This window comes from Vibrio sp. dhg (assembly GCF_003443775.1).
Taxonomy (GTDB): domain Bacteria; phylum Pseudomonadota; class Gammaproteobacteria; order Enterobacterales; family Vibrionaceae; genus Vibrio; species Vibrio natriegens.
In genome coordinates, this window is sequence record NZ_CP028945.1 from 73,100 (window position 1) to 97,240 (window position 24,141).

General features: G+C 43.6%; 19 protein-coding genes and 1 pseudogene. 15 read left to right on the top strand and 5 right to left on the bottom strand.

The genetic code is table 11. From position 1 onward, the window contains the following. Nucleotides 1-16 precede the first annotated feature (16 nt). From traA to DBX26_RS25140, 12 genes and pseudogenes are all read left to right on the top strand, one after another. Nucleotides 17-349 carry a TraA family conjugative transfer protein gene (traA, locus tag DBX26_RS25080; protein ID WP_254063649.1) on the top strand — a complete coding sequence of 111 codons (333 nt, stop codon included), beginning with the start codon at nt 17-19 and terminating at the stop codon, nt 347-349. 16 nt (nt 350-365) lie between these two features. Continuing rightward, the gene (locus DBX26_RS25085; RefSeq protein ID WP_118121326.1) at nt 366-1,085 is read left to right on the top strand and encodes a hypothetical protein; all 720 of its coding nucleotides are present in this window, start codon (nt 366-368) and stop codon (nt 1,083-1,085) included. Between the two features lie 11 nt (nt 1,086-1,096). Beyond that, on the top strand, nt 1,097-3,679 hold the full coding sequence (gene traC, locus DBX26_RS25090) for a type IV secretion system protein TraC (RefSeq protein WP_118121327.1): 2,583 nt from the start codon (nt 1,097-1,099) through the stop codon (nt 3,677-3,679). Continuing rightward, nucleotides 3,672-4,223, top strand: coding sequence for a S26 family signal peptidase (locus DBX26_RS25095; protein ID WP_162889793.1), 552 nt, complete (start codon nt 3,672-3,674; stop codon nt 4,221-4,223). The genes traC and DBX26_RS25095 overlap by 8 nt, the downstream gene beginning before the upstream one ends. Continuing rightward, nucleotides 4,217-5,368 (top strand): TrbC family F-type conjugative pilus assembly protein, encoded by a 1,152-nt coding sequence (locus tag DBX26_RS25100; protein WP_118121329.1) that lies wholly within the window; start codon nt 4,217-4,219, stop codon nt 5,366-5,368. The genes DBX26_RS25095 and DBX26_RS25100 overlap by 7 nt, the downstream gene beginning before the upstream one ends. A gap of 10 nt (nt 5,369-5,378) precedes the next feature. Then, nucleotides 5,379-6,413: a TraU family protein gene (locus DBX26_RS25105; RefSeq protein ID WP_162889794.1), complete on the top strand. Its 1,035-nt coding sequence runs from the start codon at nt 5,379-5,381 to the stop codon at nt 6,411-6,413. Between the two features lie 15 nt (nt 6,414-6,428). After that, nucleotides 6,429-6,875 carry a lytic transglycosylase domain-containing protein gene (locus DBX26_RS25110; protein ID WP_118121330.1) on the top strand — a complete coding sequence of 149 codons (447 nt, stop codon included), beginning with the start codon at nt 6,429-6,431 and terminating at the stop codon, nt 6,873-6,875. A 144-nt stretch (nt 6,876-7,019) separates the two neighbouring features. Continuing rightward, on the top strand, nt 7,020-7,691 hold the full coding sequence (locus DBX26_RS25115; RefSeq protein WP_025624955.1) for a hypothetical protein: 672 nt from the start codon (nt 7,020-7,022) through the stop codon (nt 7,689-7,691). 34 nt (nt 7,692-7,725) lie between these two features. After that, complete coding sequence (gene traN, locus DBX26_RS25120) at nt 7,726-13,485, top strand: conjugal transfer protein TraN (protein WP_118121331.1); 5,760 nt, start codon at nt 7,726-7,728, stop codon at nt 13,483-13,485. 278 nt (nt 13,486-13,763) lie between these two features. Then, entirely contained in the window at nt 13,764-14,681 is a 918-nt protein-coding gene (locus DBX26_RS25130; RefSeq protein ID WP_118121333.1) for a hypothetical protein, read from the top strand. A 185-nt stretch (nt 14,682-14,866) separates the two neighbouring features. Next, nucleotides 14,867-16,518: pseudogene (locus tag DBX26_RS25135) on the top strand (copper-translocating P-type ATPase); the annotation flags it as partial. A 14-nt stretch (nt 16,519-16,532) separates the two neighbouring features. After that, nucleotides 16,533-16,895 carry a cupredoxin domain-containing protein gene (locus DBX26_RS25140; RefSeq protein WP_025767093.1) on the top strand — a complete coding sequence of 121 codons (363 nt, stop codon included), beginning with the start codon at nt 16,533-16,535 and terminating at the stop codon, nt 16,893-16,895. Between the two features lie 260 nt (nt 16,896-17,155). Here the strand turns inward: DBX26_RS25140 and DBX26_RS25570 are convergent, their stop codons facing one another. Continuing rightward, nucleotides 17,156-17,341, bottom strand: coding sequence for a hypothetical protein (locus DBX26_RS25570; protein WP_162889761.1), 186 nt, complete (start codon nt 17,339-17,341; stop codon nt 17,156-17,158). Nucleotides 17,342-17,602: 261 nt separating this feature from the next. Here DBX26_RS25570 and DBX26_RS25145 point away from each other — a divergent pair, with 261 nt between their 5' ends. Together DBX26_RS25145 and DBX26_RS25150 are read left to right on the top strand one after the other, a co-directional pair. Beyond that, nucleotides 17,603-18,244 (top strand): hypothetical protein, encoded by a 642-nt coding sequence (locus DBX26_RS25145; RefSeq protein WP_025767092.1) that lies wholly within the window; start codon nt 17,603-17,605, stop codon nt 18,242-18,244. A gap of 18 nt (nt 18,245-18,262) precedes the next feature. Beyond that, the gene (locus DBX26_RS25150; RefSeq protein WP_025767091.1) at nt 18,263-18,706 is read left to right on the top strand and encodes a DUF411 domain-containing protein; all 444 of its coding nucleotides are present in this window, start codon (nt 18,263-18,265) and stop codon (nt 18,704-18,706) included. A 247-nt stretch (nt 18,707-18,953) separates the two neighbouring features. Here DBX26_RS25150 and DBX26_RS25155 read toward each other — a convergent pair whose 3' ends face one another. The 3 genes from DBX26_RS25155 to DBX26_RS25165 form a co-directional block, all read right to left on the bottom strand. After that, nucleotides 18,954-20,309, bottom strand: a complete 1,356-nt coding sequence (locus DBX26_RS25155) for a heavy metal sensor histidine kinase (protein WP_118121334.1) — start codon at nt 20,307-20,309, stop codon at nt 18,954-18,956. Next, entirely contained in the window at nt 20,302-20,994 is a 693-nt protein-coding gene (locus DBX26_RS25160) for a heavy metal response regulator transcription factor (RefSeq protein WP_025767090.1), read from the bottom strand. The genes DBX26_RS25155 and DBX26_RS25160 overlap by 8 nt, the downstream gene beginning before the upstream one ends. Before the next feature lie 104 nt (nt 20,995-21,098). Further along, entirely contained in the window at nt 21,099-21,476 is a 378-nt protein-coding gene (locus DBX26_RS25165) for a DUF3316 domain-containing protein (RefSeq protein ID WP_025767089.1), read from the bottom strand. 326 nt (nt 21,477-21,802) lie between these two features. Between DBX26_RS25165 and DBX26_RS25170 the strand changes: the two genes are divergently transcribed. After that, nucleotides 21,803-22,141: an NfeD family protein gene (locus tag DBX26_RS25170; RefSeq protein WP_118121336.1), complete on the top strand. Its 339-nt coding sequence runs from the start codon at nt 21,803-21,805 to the stop codon at nt 22,139-22,141. A 225-nt stretch (nt 22,142-22,366) separates the two neighbouring features. On the opposite strand, the gene DBX26_RS25175 is transcribed toward DBX26_RS25170, so the two are convergent. Continuing rightward, entirely contained in the window at nt 22,367-23,890 is a 1,524-nt protein-coding gene (locus DBX26_RS25175; protein ID WP_118121337.1) for an ISNCY family transposase, read from the bottom strand. Nucleotides 23,891-24,141 lie beyond the last annotated feature (251 nt).

The window sequence follows — 24,141 nt, forward strand, 5'->3', positions numbered from 1 at the left end:
CACACGGAGAAAAAAAATGATCGCAACTAACAACAACGTAAGTTTTACGGCTACAGAAAATAACTTGATGAAGATGAAGTTCGCTTTGTCATTAGTTGTTCTGGCAGTGGTATTCAGTGCGTTTGCATCTGCGGGTACGGACACAACATTTGATTCATGGGTGACTCAAATGACTGATTGGCTAGAAGGTTCTCTAGGTAAAGGTGTGTCTATCGCATTCGTTATTGTCGGTATCGTCATCGGTATTATGCGTCAAAGCCTAATGGCATTTGCTGTTGGTGTTGGTGCTGCTCTAGGTATGAACTACACACCAGACATCATTAACAGCATGTTCTCAGCAGTACTTTAATATTTAGGGGGATGTAATGAAATTCACTAAACTAATTCCTGCAACTCTTTGTTTAACTTTGATTGCATCCCCTGCCTTAGCTACCAACGGTGCTCAAGAACAGTTAAAAGCATCCTTAACTCAGGCGAGTAAAGCCGAAAAGCTACCCAATGCAAACTCTGTTGTTGTCTTTGGTGGCAGTGAGTCCGTAGTACTAACCGATAACCCTCGATGGGTTATCAAAGGGCAGCTATATGATATGTGGCAAAACACAGAGATTAACAGCAAATCACAGCTACATGACGCAGCAAAGAAGATCCCAATTCAAACCATTAATGTAAATACAACCGATGTTGTAGACATAAGAGTGAATCCAGAAAAATCGGAGGTACTGACGGTTTTTCTTGATCCATTTTTGGAGCATTCAGCCAACGAAATGTACTTGTTAAACAAGTATGCGGCTGACTACCAGATTCGTTACATATTTACCGCAATGTCCCAATCGAACATTAAGCCATTCTTCTCTTTTGCATGTGAGACAGAAACCCTTTCAACAGACCAAGTAATAGAAAAGGTCGTTGATAAGCAGTTTGCTTATGGCGAACGCAAATGTAGGGAAGTGCAAGTAATGAATAGCTTTGGCTTAACACAGTTTCTACATATCAAAGAGTCACCAACGCTTATTGCTCCAAATGACGTTTTCCATGTGGGAATGCCTACTGAGTTATTGGGCTGGTTACGAAAGAATACTAAATAGGGAGATAAACGATGTTTGATTATAAGTTTAATGAGAATGAAGCAAGTCGTTTATTTCGACCTCTAGCGTTTGATGCTGATACAGACCTGTTTTTGTGCGATGACAACATGCTGGCGTTCAGCTTCGTTTGTCAGCCAACTAGTGGTTGGGACACACAAATGCTATCAACAATCGAGTTGCTATTATCTCAAGATCCGTACCCTACTAAATCATTGCTTAGCTTTTCTTTGTGGGCTAGCCCTGATGTTAGGGAGTACCTAAAAGGCTCTGACTATCTGAGAAGTTCTTGCCGAGAGGCTTTGCATCGAGAGGTTCATGACAATGCGTTAGGCTATCTATGGTCAGCGACACGCGATTCCGCAGAGGTTGTTCAGAATACGAAAGTACGCAACTTCCAACTTCTTGTGACATTCAAACTGCCTGTAGAGTCATTAGATGTGAACCCCGAAGATATTCATACTATTCAATCCATTCAGAGAACGATGGAGCAGCGTTTGATTAAAGCGCAGCTTGCACCACGGCGAATGAACAGCGTAATGCTGGTCAATATTATGAATACGGTCATGAATTGGCAGGAAGACGCTGAGTGGCGAACTACGCAGCAACTACCTGTTGATGAATTTAGTACGCTTAATGAACAGTTTGTTCAATACAATACTGGTGTATTCAAAACACAGGACGGGGTTGTACTTGGTACTAAAAAGAACCCAACATTTGTGAAAATGCTTACGGTTCGTCGTTTTCCCCGTAAAGCTTATACCGGTCAAGCATTTAAGTGGTTTGGTGATCCATTCGATGGACAAGGCTGTGTAAACCAGAATTTCATGATCACCGTGAATATTCATTACGCTGACCATGCAAAAGAGAAAGGACAAGTAGAGACTAAGAAAAGTCATTACATCAAACAATCGTTCAGTTCACTGACTAACTTTGCCCCGAAAATCAAGGATATGAAAGCTGACTTAGAAGAACTTTCATTATCTTTACAGGACAAGGGTAAAGCGATAAAAGTGACGCTTTCGGCTGCTGTCTTTGGGCGAACTGAAGAAGATGCTGAAGCCGGTATCACTGGTTTACAGTCTTACATGAAGCAATCAGGGGTAACGATGGTTTCAGAGGATTCATTCTCTGTACCGTCATTCATCCAATTGATGCCGTTCGGGGCTTGCAACCATGCTGTAGCTCACTCTCGTCGCTACTTCACGATGGCTTCTAACCATGCGCTACCGATACTTCCTCTCTTTGCTGAGTGGAAAGGTACTGGAACCCCAATGTTACAGTTTGTGAGTCGAACAGGGCAGTTGATGAATATTGACCTCTATGATTCAAAAACCAACTTTAACTGTGTGATTTTTGCAGAGTCGGGAGCTGGTAAGTCATTTCTTACTAACGAAATTATTCGCTCCTACCTCAATACAGGTAATAAGGTTTGGACGATTGATGCAGGTGAATCGTACAAGAAACTTTCAAGCAGCCTTGGAGGGAGTTTTACTGCATTTGACTCTGGTTCAGACCTAAGCCTTAACCCTTTCACAATGATCGATGACTCCGATCCTGAAGCATTTCTGGATTCTTTGGAAATGCTGTCTGGTTGTTTGATTGCTATGGCATTCACGAAAGAGTCTCCGACCGATCTACAGTCTTCCGAAATGGAGCGAATCTTAACTCAGGTTTGGAATGAGAAACGTCAGTCAGCCAAGATTGACGATATTCGCGCTAAATGCTTAGAAGATGAGGATATTCGTGTTCGTGACATGGGCAAACAGCTAAGTGCGTTTTGTTCTGATGGGCAGTTTGGTAAGTATTTCGATAAACCACACAACGTAGAGTTCAATGGGAACTTCAACGTGCTCGAATTAGATGGTTTGAGTGAACGTCCTCGCCTTCAAGCGGTAGTTCTTTTCCTATTGATGGTTCAAATCTCGCACTCGATGTACCACGAGTTCAAAGAAAACCGTAACGTAAAACGTTTGGTGATCATTGACGAAGCTTGGGACTTGCTTGGTAACTCAAAAGCTGTTGAAGCATTCGTTGAAAAAGGTTTTCGACGCTTCCGTAAGTATGGCGGGTGCGGCATTGTCGTTACACAGTCAATTATGGACTTGCAAAAATCGTCATCAGGTAAGGCGATTGCCGAGAACGCAGCAAACACCTTTATCCTGAAGCAAAAAGATTCAACCATTGCTAATGCTAAAAAAGACGATTTGATGGCATTGCCACCGGCTGGTTATCAGTTGTTGAAGAAGGTGACTACTGAAATTGGGCATTACTCAGAAATTTTCTTCAATACCAATGCTGGCATGGGTATCGGAAGGCTTATCGTAGATCCGGTTCGTATCATGATGTACTCAACACGAGCGCAAGATAACCAAGCGATTGAAGCGTACACAAAAAATAACATTCCACTATCACAAGCCATGAAGCAGGTCGCACAGGATAGGCAGATGATCCGCTTTCCTGTAGAACGCCCTGAATTCCTAGATGAGCCAGTGACTCAAACTGTTTCCATGATGGACGCACAAGTCCTTGAGATGCCGAGTAAGAGTAAACCAACGCTTCACTTGGTTGAAGATGATGGGGTGGTCAATGAGTAGTGAGGGTGTGATGACAGGAACAGAGACTAAACGTGCTCATCCATTGAGTTTCCCGATAAAAATGGTTTGGGTTGCGATTGCTATGATTTTTACGTTCCACCTAGCAGTTACAACACTAACTAAGCACTATTTGTTGGTGGTTGATGGCAAGGACGCTAGTGAGAGATGTATCCCTGAGTTTTCCGTGTATTTGTTAAAGAGAAACTACGGTCAAATTGAGCATGGAAAAATCTATACGTTTAAAGCAAAGGGTATGACACCGTTCTATCAAGACAACATGCTTATTACGAAATATGCAGTAGGGTTGCCAGGTGATGAGGTCATTCAGAATGCGAAAGGAGTTTTCATTAATAATGAGCGCATTACTGATGATTACCCCTTGATAGATAAGCTTGGCGTGGATCAAGAAGCTCTATATAAGAGCTACCACCTTAAAGATAACGAAGTGTTTTTCACTGCACCGGCTGAGCGTAGTTTTGACTCCCGCTATTGGGGAACGGCAGATATCAATGAAATCGTTGGTGAGGCGATTCCGTTATGGTAGTTGCTAAGCAAACACTCTTGAGCCTTATTTTGTTTTCCGGCACTGCATTAGCTGATAGCAGTACCGAATATTCGAGCATGCCTGATAGCATTGTTCAGTCCAAACAAACTGCATTAACCCAAGGACAGAAAGTTTTGGGTGATGAGTACATGAACAAATTGCTGCGCAAAAATGAATCAATACACTCGGCAACCTTTGAAACTGAAGTGGCAACCGAACATCAAGATAGTGTTGAGCCTCAAACCGATACCCACTATGTGATTTTAGTTAGTGATGCGATGGGCAAACGTGAGCTTAAACACTTATTCAAATCGTTGTCTCACCGCAACGATGTGTCCTTTGTTGTAAGAGGTATCTTGCCAACAGAAAAGACAATTACCGATGTTGGTAAGCGAATTATTGGGCTTATTAAAGACCTCCCTGAAGTTCCGAACGTGAATCTAGATCCGCGACCATTCCAAAGCATTAATGCTGAATATGCACCTCAAATTCTTATGTACAAAGGGGACTCGGTTGTTCTCTCTGCTGCTGGGTTGGTTAACCCTAACTACCTAAAAACTGAGTTTGAAAAGGGAAAACGAGGTGATTTAGGAAATTTTGGGAGCATGGTTAAGATATCTGAAAGAGATCTAACTGAGGTTCTAAAAGAACGTGCAGCGTTGCTCGATAAGGAAGCATTGATTGCTGATGCAAAGGATAGGTTTTGGGATAACGTAGCGTTTACTGCATTACCAAACGCTACTGAAACACTAGTACGCAGCTTTGTACCGGAAGTGGTTGCCCGTGAAGATATTGTCACTCCGAACGGTGATGTTATTGCGTTCGCAGGAGAGAGAATTAATCGCCTGAATACCCTCCCATTTACCCAACGACTAGTAGTGTTCGATCCAACTGACCGTAAGCAAATGGAATTTGTTCAGTCATTACCAGAATCACCGCTACGAACCAAATTTATCGCGACACGTTTTGATAGAAGCCTCAAATGGGGTGCTGTTAAGTCGGTAGAAAGACAACTCAATGCACCTGTGTATCAGCTAAAACCAGAGCTAGTCACAGCGTTAGATTTGCAAGTCGTACCAAGCATCGTAACTGCTGATCATCAAAGAAAAGTCTTTGTTATCAGTGAAACCAAAATGGAAGACTGAGACTTTTTACATGCTCAAGAAAGTAGCGTTAGCTGTTGCTCTAGGAGCAATCACGTTCAGTGAAATGACATTGGCAGACGACGTATCACAACTCGGTGAATGTCGTGATGGTGGGGTATTAGATGGCTCTATGTTTACTGACGTTCCGTGGAATGCCATGTATCCAATCCGATTAGCAGGAGTCAATCTTAGCCCTAGTGGAAATGGTGCGCCTAGTGACGCTACAAAAAAAGCATTCTGCGCATGTGAAGATGACTTGGGGATAGCAGTACCAGGATTTACACAATCAATGTATGAACCGGCTAGGCTCATTGAGCTGGTGCGTGAACCCGACTGCATGATGTCATTAGGTGGTGCTGAAATGGGTATGACTAATGGACGCATGAGGGGGTCTACTGGACAAAATGAGCAAGAGGGTGGTCAAGGCGCTCAGAACGCTTTTTGGCACTATCACTACTTTGCTTATCCCTTGCTATTAATGCTTGAAATGGTTGTCGCTAACCGTTGTGGTGATGGGTTCATGTCTATGGATTTACTTTATGTCAGCGAACTCGATCCAACATGGAATGATGCTGAATTGGCGGCATTTGCTAATCCTGAAGCTGCGCTGTTTGGTAATCCTATCGCCTTAGCGTCATGTCTTGCTGATGGGGCTGCTGCTGCTGTTGGTAAGTCAATGGATGAGCTGTTTTGGTGCGCAGGGGCATGGGGTGGTATCTATCCGCTTTCTGGCTTTGTATCGACTAAAAGTTCTATTGCTACAAAAACAAGTTTGCTGGCAACGCGCTCAGTTGCAGCTCTACACCGAAGACTACTAGCGAGAAAAACCACTGGTGATGATGCCCTGTGTGATGCTCCCATTTTTCCAACTATTCCAAAATCACAATACAAAATGAACATGATGTATCCCGTAGCCGAAAGGAACGAGGCGCACGAGATAGGAGAACCATCATTGCAGTGGGGAGAATGGCGAAACATACCATCCCAAGAAGATGCGATTTACATGCTGTGGCGATACAACGATTGCTGCACCACCTACTACTAATGTGAGGTGCGAACAATGTTACTTAGAAGTGCTTTGGTTGCTTGTTGCACGATTTCTTTTTCAGCGTGGTCTTTCTGCTTTGATGAAGCGGGTAGGCGCTTTGATGTAAGCGTTCCTTTGCTAAAAGCGGTTTGCTTTACAGAATCGAGCATGAGAGCCAATGCCATCAATGGAAAAAACTCTAACGGGACTGTCGATTACGGTCTATGTCAAATCAATTCATGGTGGTTTCCCAAACTAAAAAAATACGGGATTACGAGAGAAAGCTTGCTGAATGATCCATGCGAAAACACGCTGGTTTCGGCGTGGATATTAGCCGGTAACTTTGAAATTACATCGGATGGATGGAAAGCGGTGGGGGCTTACAACGCAGGTTGGGAGAACACACCTGAGAAGGAAGCCGCAAGGCAAGAGTACATTGCCCTGGTTAAAGAGAACTTGGAGAACATGACACATGAGTAAAGTGTGGCTTTTAAACGCGATGATATTGGTCAGCTTGGTTGGGTGCACCTCAACAATTCAGTGTGGTCAGCCATTCACGATCATTGACGGGATGAAGCAGCTCCAAATAGAAAACAATTCAAGTCAATCAACGGAGAAATAGATATGGCTACTAACGAAAAACGTGCGTATTCACGCCCTGCAATAAAGAAGATGCTAAGTGTGAAATCCGAATCAGCTATCAATGCTGTTGAAACGTATATGAATAAAACGCTGAGTGCTATCTATGCACTTGATGTGATCCTGTTTTACATCAGCGATGAAGCGACTAGCGAAGCTGCTAACCAAAAAGTAGCTGATTTGTTCGATGAAAAAATGAAGTTCTTCAACAAGAAGATTAACCACTACAACAACATTGTTGAAGACAGTGGGATGGTCGATATCGTTTGGACACAAGAGTTTTCTGAAGAATACCTAATCTTCTCGCCACTGTGCGGTCAGTACATTCAGCTCATCAAAAAGTTCGACATTTTAACTAGCTTGATTGAACAGGCATGGTTAAACGGACACATTCCTTCAAGTGAACGTAAAGACCGACAAAAGGCACTTCAGAGTCATATGCGTAACGTTTCTCGCTATGTGATCAATGCATCTCAAACCGCGATGCGTCTAGCCAAATCTGCGGGTAAGGAAAAAGAGGTCATTGAATCTGTTGAAAAGATTGGCGTTACCCATGAGATCGCAAAAGAAGTCTTGGATACCACAAAAGCTGTGCAATCAGCGGAGATGGAAAAGACTGAAGACGGTGAAGATGAGCCAGTTGCTCATACCGCCTAAGCAACATAATTAGAAGAAAAGTAGGGTTTGCTTGATGTTAAGAGATAGGTTTGATGGGGTCGTAGGGCAACTAATTAGCTATGTGGTGATGATTACAACCACCCTATTGCCGCTACGCATGGCATATGCTCAGCAGGAGTTTGATCAGGCGGTAGTTAATGCGAACTCATTTGCTCAATCTATGCTCAACCAACGAGCAAACCCTACCTATGATGCTGAAGGTAATCTTCTGGTCGATGGGCAAGTGTACATGAGCCAGGAGGAAATTACGGGGCAACGTGATGACGATTATCTACCGGCAGGGGTGGATGTGTATGGGTCAGATGCTCAGACGATCATGCAGGGACAAGCTGCGCAAAAAAAGTATGAGGAAAAAACGTTAGCTACGGCTGAAACATCAGGCGAACGCGCTTACCACATTCTAAAGAATTCACTAGCTAACCAGAAACCGGATTTAAGTAATGATCCTCTTTGGGCTGCGACAGAAGATGTGTTCAATAACCTAGAAGACATTGCTCAAGACTTTGCTAATTGCACAATTGATAAAGAGTTAGTGTCTAATGGAAAGTCCTACCATGTTCCTGTGTACAAGACATGTGAACGACTGCCAGCAATTGAAGACAACTACAGCATTTTTCATGAATATGAAGTAGGGGTAATCAAACATCATTCAGGAGCAACGAACATTGCGTCTTGTGGTGATGGTTGTACGACATTATGGCTAGGTACTATCGGTAACAACTATTGGTCTGGAAACTGTACTATCTATGAAGAACAGATGGAGGTTGAGGTAATTCAGCCATCAGCCATTCAATCTGCAATCGTTGACTACGCCAAATTCGATGACTGGTTTCAGATACACCTCAATGGTGAAAAAGTCTATAACGCACCATATCCTGATCAGTTTCCACCTGAAACTGACGGCAGATGTGAGCTAAGTAAAAGTTGGCAAACAAGTCCGAATATTAACGTTCTAAACTCATTTCGTAGTACGCCAGAAAAAGGCGTCCTGACTTTTAAGAACCGCACCTCAGTATCCGGTGAAGGTGAGGGGTATGCCAAAATTACGATCAACTACGATGCTAGTGATTTGGTGTATGCAGAAAGTTGGTCAGACCAAGAGTTGATCGATAAAGCCTACGCGATAAAGAAGCAAGCAGATGATGGCTTTTGTGAAGCTTCATTTACGTGTGCAGACATGCCAGCCACCGTTGATGAAAACGGATGTGCCGTGATTAACGGTATACGAGTGTGCGAAGAAAACTTTGACGACAACCCACTATCTGAGTTGGGTATTAGCCCATTTTGTCAGCGTATTGATATCGAGAGCAACTGTGGTTTTAACGAGGGTCAAATCTGCACAACCAATATCGAAGGTGTAGAAACATGCTTTGATAACGATACCGTCGAAAACAACCAATGTGCTCAGTATGAAAATGATTCTACATGTAGTTATATCAAAACAGAGTGTGTTGAAGGAGCCGAAGGTGCCAGCGGTGAATGTTACGTTCAGCTAGATACTTACGATTGTGGTTTCGATGCTTCAACGGGTACGACACACGAAGAAGAAGTTTTGCGCTGTGACGGTCAGATCCAATGTATTGGTGAATCTTGTTATAGCCCTGACCGTGATTTGGCGAACAATGATTTTGGAGAGGTTAACGCCTATCTTGAAATGCTTCGCTATGCGCAAGCAGACATGACTTGCGAAGGTATACCGGAGCGACCATTTGATCCAGTTAATCCACCGGATAGATATGAGCCGATTCCTAGTTGTCCCGCAGGTTCGGTGTACGATAAAACCTCCGGTAAATGTCTTACTCAAACAGCATGTACTTATTCAGATAACGACTTCTTTGCTGTTAGCCGCCGTGATGGTATCCAAGTCCTACTCAACAACATGGTTGTTGCAAACGAACCTAGCGTTCTGACTTGTACAACGCTCATAAAAAACGGTACTGCCTACACTTGTGGCGAAGCTCGTAAGAATGTGGGTACTGATACGTTCTATGAGGTGTGTACTAATACCGTCAGTGAGCCTACGCCGAATACCTGTCCATCAGATGAGCATGAGTTGAATGAGAACACAGGATACTGTGAAGTTCCTCCTATAGTGACATGTCCGAGTGGGTTTGTGTTGCATCAAGGTTCGGATATTTGGAGTTCAGAAGACGATGTTTGTCGTCTTGAGGTTCCGGTGACGTATAACTGCGACAAGTCTCATGAGTACTACAATCCTGAAACTGGTGTTTGTGAAGGGTTGCTGTATGACGTAGCTACCTGTGACGATCCAATGAGCCTAGAAAACCATATTTGTACCGCAACACTAAGTGATGATGTGCAATGTCCTTCTGGTCAGTCATTTGTTTTCGATAAAGAGTTATGTAGCCAAACACTAGTCAATAACGCAACTTGTCCAACGGGATCGTCATTGGAGAATGACCGTTGTAATGGGCTGCTTGTTGAGGAAGCTGAATGTCCAAGCGGTCAAAAGCTTGAAAATGGTGTGTGTACCGTCACTCTGTCTCAGCCAGCAGGTTGTCCAGCAGGTTACACTCTAGAAGATGATATTTGTTCGATCACTCAAACTACTGAGCCGAACTGTCAGTCAGGTCAAAGCTTTGATGCAACAATCGGCATGTGTAGCCAAACTTTGACCAACAATGCTACCTGTCCGAGTGGTTCTTCGTTAGAAAATGATCGCTGTAACGGATTGCTCGTAGAGCAAGCTGAATGTCCGGCAGGTCAAAGCCTAAAAGATGGTGTTTGTTCTGCAACATTGACGCAACCGGCTCAATGTAGTGCGGGACAGATATTAATAAACGGCAAGTGTGAAATTACTTTAGTTAACAACGCTACTTGCCCTTCAGGTTCAATTTTAGAAGATGGTAAATGTAAAGGCACTACTGCCCCAAGTGCTGTTTGTCCAAGCGGCTATGTCCAAGATGGCAGTGTATGTAAAAAGACAGAAACTACGAGTGCGGTATGTGAGTCTGGATTGCTACCGGTAAATGGAGTGTGTAAGGAAGTTAGTGAAGGTTGTTATTTTGACGATAATGGCTACGTAACCAACACGCCATATCTCAGCCTATACCGTGACATGGTGACAGTCTATGTATTTGACGGCTCATGTTATGTAGAAAATTTTGATGAACTGCCAAATTCCGAAGATACCACAATGGAAGATGTGTGTGTATTTACTACGGGGAAGCATGCCGATGAAACTTTGGCTTCTGATAAATTCTGGCAAGGGAACAAGCGAGAAAGTTATAAGTTTAGGCGTAATAACGATCACTGTGGACAAACAGTAAATTATCAGACGTACCCTTCTAGCGAAAAATTTATATCACGAGGTTCCCTAAAGAATAGCTATGATGGTAGTGGTTCTGGTACTACATGGTGTTTGGCTAACAATCAGGATGTAACCACGAACTACGAGATATGTACCAACATTGAGGTTGAAACGGCTCCTATCTGTCCTACTGGATACACCAAGAAAGGCGATCAATGTGTTAAAGAAACAATCGCACCAATGGGTTCACAATGTAAGTCAGGCTACACCTACGATGTCTCGCTGAATAAGTGTGTTCAGGACACTGGTTCTACTCCAATCTGTCAGTCTGGTTATTCGTATGTTTCTAGTACCGGAAAGTGTGAAAAAACAGAGTATTATACACCGCTATGTCAAAGCGGGTACGGGTACAACCTTCAAACCAACCAGTGTGAAAAAACAGTAAATAGTAGTCCTATGTGTGAAACAGGGTATAGCTTCAATCTATCTACGAATAAGTGTGAAAAAGAGATTGATGTGGCTCCTATTTGTTCAAGTGGATACAGCTATGATCCAGTATCTAATAAGTGTAAGAAGACCGTTGAATCAACGCCGTTCTGTCAATCAGGATACCAATACAACGATGATTTACAGCTTTGTACAAAACACCAAACATCTTCTCCATTGTGTCAAAGCGGGTATGGGTACAACCTTCAAACCAACCAGTGTGAAAAGACAGTAAACAGCAATCCTATTTGTGAAACAGGTTATGGCTTTAATTTAACCACTAATAAATGTGAAAAAGAGATTGATGCGGCTCCTATTTGTCCGAGTGGATACAGCTATGATCCTGTGGCGAATAAGTGTAAGAGGATTGTTGAAAGCGAACCCCAATGCCAAACTGGATATGAGTACCAGGATGGATTTTGCTACAAAGAGATATCGTCAGCCCCAAACTGTCCTGATGGGTATGCGTACAGCACTATTACTGGTCAGTGTGAATTAGCAACTAGCACTCAACCTAGATTGAGTTGTGACACTGAGGGTACTAGCTATCACGCCCCAAGTAATACGTGTCGATTGGAAGTTGATGTAGAGCAATCATGTCCAAGTAGTTTTCCTGTGTGGAGTGACGACGAAAACCGTTGTATGTCGGGTTCTCTTAGCCCGTTAGCAAAAGTTCGAACCAAGTTGGAGTCGAACGCAGACATTGACGCCAACAATCCTAATGAGGCTCAGGCTTTAATAGCGTATGCCGTGGCTCCTTTCTCTCACCTTGCTTCGGCACTTATGCCGACAGCTTATGCAGAAGAAGTTGCAGAGCCGGAAGATAGTGTCACTCAAGATACTATGAATGCATACATCGGTGAGAAGTTCGAATATGCAGCTCAAACATTTGACTACCAAAAAGCGATGTTTGCTCAAGGTCGAAGCCAGCTATTAGGGATGATGTCTAGTAGCGCACCGTCTGATGGTCAAGGTACAACGAATGTTCAATGTGAACTGTTTAAAGGTGAGGCAATGGAATGCAAGCAAGCGGTTGGTGGCATGCAGGACTGTTGTGAATCGCCAGTCACCGTTTCGCTTGGTGATTATATCACTTTGACAAGACACATGCTGAGTATGGACTCCCTCACAGGGCAGGTGTTTGGCTTGGACGGCTATACGGGAGTTTGGGACATCGCTTCAAATTGGACTAGCGAAGCCGCTAGTACAGCTTTTGATGCAGTACAGAGCACATTTACGTCTGGTGCTGATGTGGTTGCTCAACAAGGAACAGAAGCGGTAGGTGAAGGTGCAGTGAATGCAATGGCTCAATCTATGATGACCTATACGAACGCATTCTTGACCGAAGCATTTGGTCCTGAAGTTGCGGGGATGTTTTTTCAAACAGGAACTAATGCAGCGGGTGAAGCGGTAATTGGAGCATCGCCACAAATGGCTGCTGCGGGGCAGGCTCTTATGTATTGCTATTATGCATATTTGGCATATGTAGTCTTCAATTTGCTCGTAAACATCATTTTCGCCTGTGAGGAAGAAGAACTCGATTTAGCTATGAAAGTGGAGCTACTTTCAGCTCACTATCTTGGCTCGTACTGTAAGACCGAAGTTTTAGGGGCGTGTATTGAAAAAAGGAAATCATACTGTGCCTATGACTCCCCGCTTTCCCGTATTTTGATGGAGCAGATATATCAACAACCTCAAATGGGTTTGTCCTGGGGCAGTGCAAAGAATCCAAACTGTTCGGGATTAAGCATAGAAGACATTGGTAACGTAGATTGGGATCAAGTGAATCTAGATGAATGGGTAGGAATACTTATTGAAACGGATAACTTTATCCAAAACGATGTTATTGATATTGAGCGTTTAACCGGTAGTGGTTCGCTACTTAACTATGGTGACACCACTGAGACAGAGCGCCAGAATGTATTAGAGAAAAACACCGATAGATTTGACGACATTGATGTGGATGAAGTTCGCAGAGATGCTTATGAAGATGCATGGAACGAGCAACAGAATTGATAGGTGAGCAATGAGTAATAACAGTGTCGCGTTCGCAAGTTGTGTAGGAACCCTAGAAGACTACTTTAAGTCTGATATCTGTGCGAACAGAACAATATATTGTCAGTTTAGGCTAGAGAGTTTAGGGGTTTTGGGCGAACACTTGGTGCAAGAGGCAGTAAATAGAAACAAAATAGAGTATGTCATTTTCTGTGATGGGAAAGTGATTAAAAGGAGTTAGGAAAGCAAGCTTAAATAGTAGAATAAGAGTAATTAAATTATTAGTGGTGCAGGGAATTATGTATTTAAAAACGTTAGCAATATTGGTCAGTGTAGTTTCTCTTACAGCGTGTGTGAGTGCACCTAAGCAGGACTATACACATTTGCCATATGACAACGCTCAGAGCGAAGCGTACAACATCGCTAAACAGACAAGTCTTTTAAAGGACTACTGGCATGGCTCGACTATAGCGAGTCCATTGAAGGACTTTTCAACATCAGAAATAGATGCAGCAGAAACCAGTTTGCGCGAGTATCGCGGCGGTAATGTGTCGGTAGGTACGGGCTTGCTAAGTATTGTAACTGGTGACTTGACCGGAGTAATCAGCGTGGCAGGAGGTGCGGTAGCAAGCCTTGCACAGTCAGACCACGCGACAAGTAATCAAATTAGGTTGCTTGTAGAGCTGCCTAAGAGCAAATATGCTAGTAATGTAGAGGCTGAAAAGTTCATAGTTACCAGCATGGAACAAGCAGCAAACAAGGTACTTTCACAATATGGTCAGGTGAAGCAAATATCACCAAAGCCTGAAAGTGCCTATGATGCGTTTTGGGTTGAAAAGTCAGGTAAGCCGGTTCCCTTTAGCCTAGTTAACCACAAAGAAAGTGAGCTAAAAGGCGTTTCTATAGCTGAAACCGCAACATCAATAGATGGCAGCAATGAGGTTCAGTTAACCTACGGTATTATTGGGGATTCGGGCATATCTTGGAATAAGACCATCGTTAAACCACCAGTGCCATTTATTTACTCAGTAGAAATAAGTCCAATAGACACTGTGGGGTTCTATAGAGAGTATTCAGCTCATTTGCCGAAGGGGTTCTATATTTACGTCCCAAGCTTTCCAAGCGCATCGTGGAATAATAAGAAGTACTTTGATAGTTCATTCGTTGTTCCCTCAATCTTCACTCAGGGCGAGCAATACCAATTTATCAAACCTTAATAAAAGTAATTAAGAAATCTATAGCCCCTCATGTAAGAGAGTAATAAAGTCTCATACTAAAATGGCAGCGATCGCAGTCGATACGCTGCACAGTCGATACGCTGCCATTTCTAAATCGAAAATGCCCCAATATATGGTACGTCCCGTTATTGCAAGTGGATGATCCAGATAACGAGTTGATTTGCGCTAATATGGATACCCTCATTGCACTAGGTACTGGAACGGCATGGCTTTATTCCATGGTCGTGGTTTTTTTCCCAAATTTTGTACCGGAAATGGCACGCCATGTCTATTTCGAAGCTTCCGCTATGATTATTGGCTTAATTGACCTTGGTTTAGCCCTAGAGATAAAAGCTCGGGGGCGAACATCAGAAGCGATTAAGCGGTTAATTGGCTTACAGGCAAAGACGGCTCGGGTAATTCGAGATGGTAAAGATGTTGATATTGCTATTGAGGAAGTACTGCTTGGTGATAACGTCAGAGTCAGGCCGGGAGAAAAGGTTCCAGTGGACGGGGAGGTACTAGAGGGCCACACCAGCATAGATGAATCGATGCTGACAGGCGAACCTATGCCGGTCGAGAAGACCACTGGTGATAAGGTGGTCGCAGGAACGATGAATAAAAGTGGGTCAATCTTATTTGAAGCAACTAGGGTTGGTAAAGATACTGCGTTGGCTCAAATTATAAGCATGGTGAAACGGGCACAAAACTCAAAACCACCTATTGGACGCCTTGCTGACGTCATCTCTGCTTACTTTGTTCCCGTAGTGATGATTATTGCCATCGTCAGTTCCCTTATGTGGCTCAACTTTGGCCCAGCCCCCGCAGTCGCTTTTGCTACAGTATCTGCTACCTCTGTGTTAATTATTGCCTGTCCTTGTGCTCTGGGTTTGGCTACACCTATGTCTGTTATGGTTGGGGTCGCCTAAAGTAACCCGTATCTATCTGGCAGAAGCCTCTGATGAAAATGAAGTATTGCAACTGGCTGCCAGCCTTGAGGCAGGTTCCGAACACCCATTGGCGTTGTCGATTGTTGAATCAGCCAAAGATCGGGACTTGGTTCCTGAACAAGCTGAGAAATTTCAGGCGATAGCCGGACATGGAGTAGAAGGCGTCGTCCGTGGACATCGGTTGTTTTTTGGTAACGAAAAGCTGATGCGCGATCAGTCAATTGATATTGAACCACATATCGAAACGGCTCAGCTAATGGCCAAAGAAGCGCAGACTCCTATTTATCTTGCTGTCGATGGTAAGCTGGCTGCCATCATTGCCGTATCCGATCAAGGAAGACTCCATCAGTGCAATCAAGCGATTGCAGAACAATGGTATCCGGGTCGTGATGCTCACCGGCGACAATAGGGCAACACCTAAAGCCGTGGCCGAAAAAGTGGGAATTAAGGAGTTTTTCGCAGAAGTCTTGCCAGAAGATAAATCGAATAAAGTTGCAGAGCTACAAACGGAGGGAGAAATTGTTGGCATGACCGGTGACGGTATCAATGATGCTCCTGCTCTGGCCTTGGCCAATGTTGGCTTTGCCATCGGTACAGGAACCGATGTGGCCATAGAAAGTGCTGATATCACATTGATGCGAGGCTCCTTACACGGTCTTGCGGATGCTATAGCGGTAAGTAAAGCAACGTTGCGTAATATAAAACAGAACTTATTCGGAGCGTTTATTTATAACGTCGCTGGTGTTCCGTTTGCTGCCGGACTGTTTTATCCGTTCTTCGGGGTGCTGTTAAATCCTGTAATCGCTGGCGCGGCAATGGCATTCTCATCATTAACCGTAGTGAGTAATGCTAACCGATTACGGTCGTTCAAGGCAAAAGAACATTAACGGGAGGGAATGACATGATAATAATTAATCTACTCGGGCTGCTGTTAATAGGTTTAATTGTCTGGTGGTTTTGGCTGTATAAAGCAAAAGAGGTGACGGCAGATGAGGGAGTGATCTCGATAAAAGTTGAAAACGGTACCTATGAGCCATCACGTGTACGAGTAGAGGCAGGTAAGCCTATAACATTACGGTTTCTGCGCAAAGATGCTTCACCTTGCGCTGCGACCGTGGTGTTTGCCGACTTCGATATTAGTGAAGAGCTGCCACTGAACAAAAATAAAGATGTTTATTTGCCTCCCGGAGAACCTGGAGAGTATAGCTTTACCTGCCAGATGCAAATGTACCGTGGTACGTTAGTTATTATTGATAAAAAATGAGGTGTTGGCGCTGACCAAAGACTGATAAGAAGAATAGGGCTGGATATACATGCCTTAAAGTCTCAGTATTAGTATGGTCTTTTATTAGATCCTATTGACCTTTCCCTAGGGGAAGGGTTTATATTTTTAAGTGAGTTTTGTAAATCGATATTGTATCGGTAATTGAGAGGTTGTGATGCTAAAATCGCTGCACACAATTTGGTTGACGGGGCTAACACTGGTTGCTTTAGTGCTCTCCAGTATGCCTGTTAATGCATCTCTTAATTCACCAGTTCTAAATCAGGCTGGTGCGCAGCCGTCACTCTCTCTATCACATGATGCACACATTGATTGTTCATCATCACAACATGAGACTCTCGCTGTAAAAACTGACTGCCATGACACAGCAAATAGCGATGTTTCTGCGCATCAATGCTGTCCCGCAAGCTGTACGGCCAGTTATCCACTCATATCACAAGTTATCGTTAGTCATCATCAAACCTCTCGTTTGATACCTTTCCTTGCGGACACTGTCGAGTATGCCAACTCGGTTACTCGTTCGTTATACCGACCTCCAATAGTCTAAACCCTTCAAGGGCTATCGCTCTGTCCATCGTTACATTCACAAGCTCATTCTAAATGGCGCTTGTCAATATAACCTGCTCAACCACGTCATTAGTTTAACGAACACTTAGTAGCCGTGCTTATAAGCGCGAGAAGGTAACTTCATGAATACCAGAAGATTTTTAGTCTGTTTTTCTGCCTTTCTATTAGGTTCTCATGCACTGACAGCATTTGCCCATGAAGGTACGAATCACACCAAGGAACAAATGAGTGTAGAAGAGGCAAACCAAGATGTTCCGGCATTAACATTGGATTCCGCCAAATTTAAACAAGCAGAAACGCTTTTTCGTACCATTGGTGGTTATGGCTGCAGCGCCTGCCATGGTTTGTTTGCACAAGGGGGTGGTAACGTGGGAGGCAATATACGAGACCACTCATTAAGCCAGATAAATGATGCGCTCAAAAATGAACCGACAATGCAGCTCCTGAATAATGCGCTTAGCGATGGAGAAAAGTATCTGTTGGCGGGATATCTGAAAGCCTTAGGTAATCTACAGCTCATAGAATGGACGATAGATGGTGACGTTTCATACACCGAAGTAAACGTCGACAAAAGCAATACTAATCAACTGGTTATTTTAAACAAAACCTTTGAAACCCTGGATTTGACGTTGAAGCCGATTGGATCTGGCCGTGCATTGTCAATTGAACCTTATGAGACCAAATCCTACTCATGGACCGCAAATGCCGGTGATTACAGATTGAAGTACAAACAGCATGTTCTTGACATGCATGTCATGTTCTAAAAAATTAAGGGAAATTTGATGAAAAAGTATCTTAACATTACCGCAATTTCAGCACTTGTGTTTAGTGTAAATGCCTTCGCTAATCCAGTCGTGGAACTTTATAAATCACCAACTTGTGGTTGTTGCAGTCAATGGGCGGCCACAATGGAGAAAGAAGGCTATCAAGTCAACGTTCACAAACAACACAACTGGGATTCAGTGAAAGCGCCTTTCAATATGCCTAAACAGCTTAGCTCATGCCATACCGCGATTATTGATGGCTATATGATTGAAGGTCATGTGCCAGAGGCAGAGGTAGCCCGTCTTCTAAAAGAACGTCCGGCAAATATATCAGGCATAGCAGTACCAGGAATGCCTCGTTATTCCCCAGGTATGGCTCGTGATGGAGAAGCATATAAAAACTTCAACGTTGTCGCTTTCGATAAAAATGGTAAACCAAGCCTGTATAAAAAATATGACTAACCTGCCACTGCCTAAGAATTTTGGTATTGGCTTATAACATGGAGAATATATTATGAGTTGCTGTAATCGACCTCCTGCAGGAGGCCCCAACAATAACGAAATGGGTTCTATGCTTAAAGGGATAGGTGTGTTGTTAGTCTTGATCTTAGCGTTAGCTTATTTCTTTGGCTAGTGTTCAATTCTTTATCAGGCAACAATCCGGCCACTTACATACTACTGGCCGGATTGTTTTTGCCATGAGACATAACTAACTCGCGGAGCGCAAGGTGATTTGGAAGGTCGTGTGTTGGCCTTTAGACTTTACATTTATCTCACCATCATAGGCGTGCACAATTGATTGAGTGATGGATAAGCCTAATCCAGCGCCAATGCTCCCCAGATTTTGGCGTGATTTATCTGCCCGATAAAAACGATCGAAAATATACGGTAAGCTTTGCTTAGGAATCTCGTCACCCTGGTTACTGACTGATATTATTAAGTGTTTGCCGACTTCTTGTACTTTAATAATGATCGTCGAATGAGCATAAGCATGGCGAATGGCATTAGAAAGCAAATTGCCCACGGCTCGCTCAAACATATTCTTATCCATGTAAAGTCGCCCTTTACCAGAGCTTACTATCTGCACTTCGGCATCATCAGCGAGTATCTCAAAATACTCCACTAGGCGAGCAAGTTCCTCATGCACTGCGAACACTTCGTCATTGCGATGGATTAGCTTGTTTTCTGCTTTCGCGATGTACAGCAAATCATTGATGGTCTTAGTGATGCGATTTAGCTCTTCCAACGTTGAGGCTATCGCATCCTGATACTCTTCTGGTGATCGGCAGGCTCCCAAAATAACCTGGTTTTGCGTCGTAATATTGGTAAGTGGCGTTTTTAATTCATGGGCAATATCCGAAGAAAACTCGCTTAACCGACGAAACCCCATCTGTAATCGATCGAGCATTGCATTGTGCTTGTTTGCCAAGTCTCGCAGTTCTGTTGGCAAAGAATCAGGATCGATACGGATCCCCATCTGTTCTAGCGAAACTTGCTGAATGTGCTTATTAAGTCCAACGAGCGGTTGAAGCCCTCGCTTTACGATAAAGCTGCTAAATACAGAAGAGAATAAAAATGCAAAGCCAAGTAACCAGAATAGAATCCAATTCAACTTGTCTAAAAATAAAAAGTGGTGATTAATACTCATACCAAGCACGACCACATAATCGCCCGTCTGAAATGCAAAGGCACGAATATTAAGCGAATCTTCGCTCCATTCTATCGCCCGGTCGTTGTTTAAAATTTGTGGCGAGCTGAGGGTATAGGCCCGAACTTGAGGAATCGTTAGGCTTGAGTTTTGATAGATAGCGTTTTTGCCTTTAAACACCCACATGTAGAGTGGGGTACTGTTTGACTGTTTAAATATTGATTCTGGCGACTTTTCTAAATCCTTATCAATGGCATTAAACCTACTGGAGATATAGTTGAAATCTTGAGTGTAAAAGTGGCGTTCTATCGCATAGTGGAGAATGAAAGCCAAAGAAAAATAGGTGACAAGCGTCATACCAATGAACATCAGCACGAGCCTGTTTTTCATAGATAAAGGGAGTGAAAGTTTAGGCATCGGGGATATCTTCTAATTTGTAGCCCATTCCTCTAATTGTGTGAATCATTGGTTTATCGAAAGGTTTATCCACTTTACTGCGCAGGCGTTTGACCGCCACATCAATGACATTGGTATCACTGTCAAAATTCATATCCCAGACTAACGAGGCAATCGTGGTGCGAGAAAGCACTTGTCCAGTTTTTCGCATCATCAGTTCTAATAAGGCATATTCTTTGGCAGTAAGAGGGATAGAGTGTCCTGCTCGCGTGGCAACCCGTTTGATCATATCCAGCTCCAAATCCGCTACGCGTAATATTTGGGGCGAAGCGACCACCTGCGCTGCAGTATGATGACGAAATACATTTTGAATTCGTGCCATTAGTTCAGCGAACGCATAAGGTTTTACCACATAATCATTAGCGCCTAGCTCGAAGCCACGTACACGATCTTCTACTTGTTCTTTTGCTGTCAGCATAATCACTGGCGTGTGAATCCCGCTACTACGCAATGTATTAAGTACCTGCCAACCGTCGAGTTTTGGCAACATAATATCGAGGAGAATCAGATCATACTCTTCACTGGTCGCGTGGTAGAGCCCATCGACACCGTCGTGCACTAAGTCCACTACATACCCAGACTCAATCAACCCCTTTTGTAGATATTCTCCGGCTTTATGTTCATCTTCGACGATCAGTATCTTCAAGTTAACTTACCTATGGCATTAGCGGGATGGGTAAACGCTCAGTATAAATAGATAAAAAAGAGCATGATGTGAGCCACAGTATACTCTTTTCCATTGACATGACATTATTGATTATCACGACGTTCTACATAATGCACTTTGACGTTCACCTTACCCAGGTACTCCAGTTGACCATTTTCATTCATGCGCTCTTGTACCGTGACGAAACCACCGTCTTTCAAGTGAGTGCTTCGTGATTTCACATTGAAGGTCAAAATATTGAGCTCTTTGTTCAGTTCGCTCGCTGGCAACGATTTAAGAGTATTAAGTTCGGATAACGCTTGTTGATAAGCTTCATCCGACGATGACGTTGGTGCGACATAAATCGTTTTCATCTCTTCACGGCTAACGTAGTTGCCCGCCGCGTATAGAGGTTGCGCCAATGCTGACGCGCTGGTAATTGTCATAACAGTAACGAAAAGAGCCGTTTTGATTGTGTTCATGTTTTTATCCTTTGAGTGCTTGTTTTCAGTGTTGACATTATTGAATATCGCCTCTGACACCACCCTTTCAGTAAAGTGACTTTTTTGTCATGAAAGGTAAGTTTTTAATCATGAGCAGGGACAACGGGATTTGTTATATAGGGGGCTTAAAGACTGGAAGCAAATTTGATTAGATTCAATCAAATAGAGAGTATAGCGCGTCCAATTGTACAAGAGTATTGTAAGAGTTTTCTGTTTGATGCAGAGATCTATTGCCCCGGAACCTGATATAAAGCCCGCTGATTGCGAACTATAATTATATAAAGTACCAATCGAGCCAATCCATTATGTGTCATGTTTTACTCGCTCTTCCTTTATTAGTACTGCCAATTTTTTGGTTGGCTCCTTTATCCATCGCGATTCCAGTCTATGGCCTGATTTTTACGATTTCTGTGATCATCTATTGGCTTGCCTATCGCGCGATGCATTTACCCGTTGTTACGGGGGCTGAAGCTCTTCTTCACCAAGTGGGGACAATAGTCGGCATAAAGAACGGGTTATATAAGGTTCGTTTAAACAGTGAATATTGGAATGCGCTTTCTGATGAGCAGTTACAATCAGGCGAGCATGTCGAGGTTTGTTCAGTTCATGGAAATACGCTGGACATTAAACGTAGTAAGAATTGAGTGATACATTGCCAAATGTAACGTCCAGAAATACGTTTATTGATTCCTCCTGATTTAGAGTTTTTACCACTGAAACCCAAAAGGTGATGAAAACCATTTCTACTATTGGCTTACGTATTTATGTCAACCGCTTATCTGTTAATTTCTTGTCTGTGATTACCAAGGGAGCCTGACGGGATAAATCCCAAGCGACTTTGTCGTTCATCTTTAAGTCTAGCCTAAAGGCTAGACTTCTTTATTTAATGCCGTTGAGCGCTGTATTCTCAGCTCTCTGGTATTCAGTGCCTCGCGCTTCCAGATATTTCGTATCGTGCAACTGCTGACGGTGATGTTGTACTCCTTCTTTAGCATGGTTCTCAACTGTACTGAGGTTTGATACGGATTGTTTAAGGTCAGCTCGATAATTTTGTGTTCGGTTTCCTCAGGTATGCTGTTTTTGCTGCGGTGCAGCGGTTTGTTAATGCGCTTAAGGCCAAGTATGCCTTCCTCGGCTAAGACCTTTTGATAGTTATAGATACTTCGGCGTGAGCAACCGCTGATCCGAGCGGCTTCCGTCGCATTACCCAAGCGGTCGGCAAGCTCGATGACATCCAACTTGCGTTGGACTTCCATCCCATACTCACTCGCTCTTGGAGGCTCTTCTAACTCGGTAATATGCAGTTTGCGGTGACCAAAATAGGCTGAGAATGCGCCATCGAACTGGCAGCGTATTTCCAGTTTCTGATTGACGATAGAGTGCCGTATGGGAGAGTCGATGAGATACATTTTATTGTTATAACTGAAGGTATGATCTCGGCGAACCTTGCGATATTCCTTGTGAACACAGACCGTATCAAGGTTGATGTGTTCAGGTACAACCTTGAACGCCGACCTCGGGTTCTTCGCCTGCACCGCGATTTTCTGTTGCCAGTACAGTGGAATGAATTGGTTTTGAAGATACTCGTTGGCGCTTTGAATATCGGTAATATGATGCAGCCGAAGCTCTGGAACCAGCCTGTCTTGGAACGTATCGAATGCCCGTTCGACACGTCCTTTGCCTTGGGGCGAATTTGCAAAAATGATTTCGATCCCTAGCTCTTCACAAGCGCGTTGCATCTGAGAGAAGTTACTGCGTTTTGGACCACCGAATATACCCGCTCTATCGACGTAGAGCGTCTTAAACAGACCTCGCTTTTCGATATACGCCTTCATGACTTTCATACAACCTTCCGTGGTTTCGGAAGGGAAGAACTCGGCATGGATATCACTGGTCGCATCGTCGATGATGGCAATCAAGCATGAGCGATGCTCACCAAACCATTGATGCGGACTGCCGTCCATTTGCAGCATCAGTCCAGGCTGCTCCATTCGTTCCCTGTACTTTCTTACTCGGCTACGACGACGCTTGGCTCGCTTCACATGGTGGATAGCGTGCGCCCACTTTCGCAAAGTTTCCCGCTTGATGGTCAAGCCTTCGTTGACCGTGAGCAACTCGGCCAGATGCTGCAAATTGAAATCGAAGTACTTAGTTTGGATCAGTTGCTGAACCTGTCTTTTCAGTGAATCAGGGGTTTTATTGACAGGCTCACGACCTTTATTGCCATGGACAACAAAGCGTATGCCTTCACGGCGGTAGCGGTGGAGATAACGCTCTATGGTACGACGGGATTTATTGAGGAGTTTGGAAGCACTGTGAATGCTGATCTTACCTTGAGTGACTTTAGCGATCACATCAACAGTAAGCTGGGAGCGAGAGTCCATGATGATCATCCTTACTAACCCCTGAATGGTGAGTTGACCTATTCAAAGGGTTAGGTATAGAAACGGATCCGTCATTTTCCCTTGGTAATTAGTCAACCGACAAAATCGGTTGGTAGTTAAGGTACGACAGAATCGCTTGGTGATCACACTGTTAATTTCTTGTCTTAAACTTGCTTTTGCCCCAAACTGCGTTAGTGCAAGTACTCTTAGCATTTCTACTTGTTTGTCTTTGACTGAACTAATCTTATGCATTTAATATC